This is a genomic window from Heterorhizobium halophytocola, assembly GCF_017873095.1.
Lineage (GTDB): Bacteria > Pseudomonadota > Alphaproteobacteria > Rhizobiales > Rhizobiaceae > Allorhizobium > Allorhizobium halophytocola.
Map to the genome: position 1 here is coordinate 2501 of NZ_JAGGJU010000022.1, position 2500 is coordinate 5000.

1 rRNA gene (only partly in view) is annotated in these 2500 nt (G+C 51.4%); it reads left to right on the forward strand.

From position 1 onward, the window contains the following. Positions 1–607: 607 nt before the first annotated feature. Positions 608–2500: ribosomal RNA gene (locus J2Z17_RS25010) — 23S ribosomal RNA — on the forward strand (it continues 911 nt past the right edge of the window).

Genomic DNA, 2500 nt, shown 5'->3' on the forward strand with positions numbered 1-2500 from the left:
GCGACGGGCTTGCCCGTTTTGGTGGCTTGCTGAGGAACGGATATCCTTGTCTTTGAAGAAATAAAAGCTTTGCACCTGGCTTATGGCCCGGTGCCTGTTGTTGATACATTGTGAAGAGAAGATTGATCTGGAGGCTTCCAGGTGCTGTGGGGTAACCCATGGTGTCCGAGCCCTTTCCTTATGATCCTTATGACGGTCTAGCCGACCGGAGTTTGGGGAAGGACGGGAGGTAGGTAGGAAGCTTGTCACTCTGGTCGTTCGTTGTTGGTGGCCTAGGCTGCCTCTGACGAATTGCTGATGATCGTTGCCTGACCGCGCGATCCCGGATTTAATCTCGAGAAGCTGGTCTTAAAGATAGACTGCAAGTGAGCTGCTCGGCGTAGCTCCGATAAAGCAGGTCTATCGAACGCGTCGATGGCATCTGACTGTCTGGTTGTAAAAGGTAACCGGACTTCTGGTTGGTCTGCTTCCTCTAGGGGATGCGGACTTTTTGGCTTGGGCTTTGTTGACACTTGCCCGTATGGCCGGATTTGGAACCCCTTCTTTCGTCAGAAAGGAGGATAGGACTTCCAGATCGCAGATAGAGATGAGCATTGGCAATGAGAACGATTAAGTGTCTTAAGGGCATTTGGTGGATGCCTTGGCATGCACAGGCGATGAAGGACGTGATACGCTGCGAAAAGCCGTGGGGAGCTGCGAATAAGCTTTGATCCATGGATCTCCGAATGGGGCAACCCACCTTAGATGCTTAGAAAATCCAAACTGTCAGCGATGACGGCTTGGGTTTCTAAGCATTGTTACAAGGTATCTAACTCTGAATACATAGGGGTTAGAAGCGAACGCAGGGAACTGAAACATCTAAGTACCTGCAGGAAAGGACATCAACCGAGACTCCGTAAGTAGTGGCGAGCGAACGCGGACCAGGCCAGTGGCAATGTTGATTAAAGTGGAACGAGCTGGGAAGCTCGACCGTAGTGGGTGATAGTCCCGTACACGTAATGAGATACATTGTCCTTGAGTAGGGCGGGACACGTGAAATCCTGTCTGAACATGGGGAGACCACTCTCCAAGCCTAAGTACTCGTGCATGACCGATAGCGAACAAGTACCGTGAGGGAAAGGTGAAAAGCACCCCGACAAGGGGAGTGAAATAGAACCTGAAACCGGATGCCTACAAACAGTAGGAGGGGGCAACCCTGACTGCGTACCTTTTGTATAATGGGTCAACGACTTAGTGTATCTAGCAAGCTTAAGCCGGTAGGTGTAGGCGCAGCGAAAGCGAGTCTGAATAGGGCGATTGAGTTAGATGCATTAGACCCGAAACCGAGTGATCTAGCCATGAGCAGGTTGAAGGTTGGGTAACACCAACTGGAGGACCGAACCCATATCTGTTGCAATAGATCGGGATGACTTGTGGCTAGGGGTGAAAGGCCAATCAAACTCGGAGATAGCTGGTTCTCCGCGAAAACTATTTAGGTAGTGCGTCGATCGAATACCCTCGGGGGTAGAGCACTGGATGGGCTATGGGGACTCACCGTCTTACTGATCCTAACCAAACTCCGAATACCGAGGAGTACTAATCGGCAGACACACGGCGGGTGCTAACGTCCGTCGTGAAGAGGGCAACAACCCTGACCTCCAGCTAAGGTCCCCAAGTCATGGCTAAGTGGGAAAGGATGTGAGGATCCCAAAACAACCAGGATGTTGGCTTAGAAGCAGCCATCATTTAAAGAAAGCGTAACAGCTCACTGGTCTAAATAAGGGTCTTTGCGCCGAAAATGTAACGGGGCTAAAGCCATGCACCGAAGCTGAGGATGTGATCCGCAAGGGTCACGTGGTAGCGGAGCGTTCCGTAAGCCGATGAAGGGATACCTGTGAGGGGTCCTGGAGGTATCGGAAGTGCGAATGTTGACATGAGTAACGATAAAGAGGGTGAGAGACCCTCTCGCCGAAAGACCAAGGGTTCCTGCTTAAAGTTAATCTGAGCAGGGTTAGCCGGCCCCTAAGGCGAGGCGGAAACGCGTAGTCGATGGGAACCACGTTAATATTCGTGGGCCTGGTGGTAGTGACGGATCACACAAATTGTATGTTCTTATTGGATTGAGCATGCAGTGGAGTGGTTCCAGGAAATAGCTCCACCGTATAGACCGTACCCGAAACCGACACAGGTGGTCAGGTAGAGTATACCAAGGCGCTTGAGAGAACTATGTTGAAGGAACTCGGCAAATTGCACGCGTAACTTCGGAAGAAGCGTGACCCCATATTACGCAAGTATTGTGGGGTGGCACAGACCAGGGGGTAGCGACTGTTTATCAAAAACACAGGGCTCTGCGAAGTCTTTAAGACGACGTATAGGGTCTGACGCCTGCCCGGTGCTGGAAGGTTAAAGGGAGAGGTGCAAGCTTTGAACTGAAGCCCCAGTAAACGGCGGCCGTAACTATAACGGTCCTAAGGTAGCGAAATTCCTTGTCGGGTAAGTTCCGACCTGCACGAATGGCGTA